This window comes from Streptococcus sp. oral taxon 058 str. F0407 (assembly GCF_000235485.1).
GTDB lineage: Bacteria > Bacillota > Bacilli > Lactobacillales > Streptococcaceae > Streptococcus.
The window spans coordinates 497,501-498,207 of record NZ_JH378888.1; the positions used below are offsets into that span (position 1 = coordinate 497,501).

Genomic DNA, 707 nt, shown 5'->3' on the forward strand with positions numbered 1-707 from the left:
GAGTAACTCTCCGATAGCCATAATTTCCTTTATGGTCATTATAAATGGCCTGAATTTCGATTTTAAGCTCTTTATCTTTGTCAAGCCCATCTAGTTGCTTCAACTGATAGTAGTAAGTTGAGCGAGGTAAACGAGCCGCTTCAAGAAGTAAATCTAGTCGAAATCCTCCTGAAGCCATTTCTCTAACTGTCTCTGCTTTTCTCGCTCTAAGGCTTCGTCCCTTTCCTCTAACTCTTTTAACTTTTTTAGGTAGGCCACCTCAGTCCGTAAGCGTTCATTCTCCTCCTGGAGTCGTTCTAATTCTGTCATTTCTTCCCAAGTTTTCTTCCGTTTACGTCCCATTTTAGCTGCTCTCCCTCTTGTTTTCTCAACAATAGTATACCCGTTTTTCTTGTATTGCGCCAGCCAGTTAAGAAGTATCGTACGACTTGGGAGACCGTATTCAAGAGAAACTCTATCTTTAGTCCAGTCTTCATGTAAGACTTTATTAATCATTTCTTGTTTTAAATCAGGAGAATAGTAACTATTTTTTCCTTTTTTGACAAACTCCATTCCGTAACGATCAATCAATTTAATCATGTACCTAAGATTAGAATTGTTTATCCCAAATTTATTTGAAAGCTTCTCTAAGCTATATCCTTGCTTTCTAAGTTCATAGATCTGAACTTTATCTTCATAACTCAATTTCATAATAAAACACCCCAAAA

At 36.9% G+C, this 707-nt stretch carries 1 pseudogene; it reads right to left on the reverse strand.

What is annotated here, in order from left to right:
• A pseudogene (locus HMPREF9184_RS09975) lies at positions 1-690 on the reverse strand (IS3 family transposase); the annotation flags it as partial.
• Positions 691-707 lie beyond the last annotated feature (17 nt).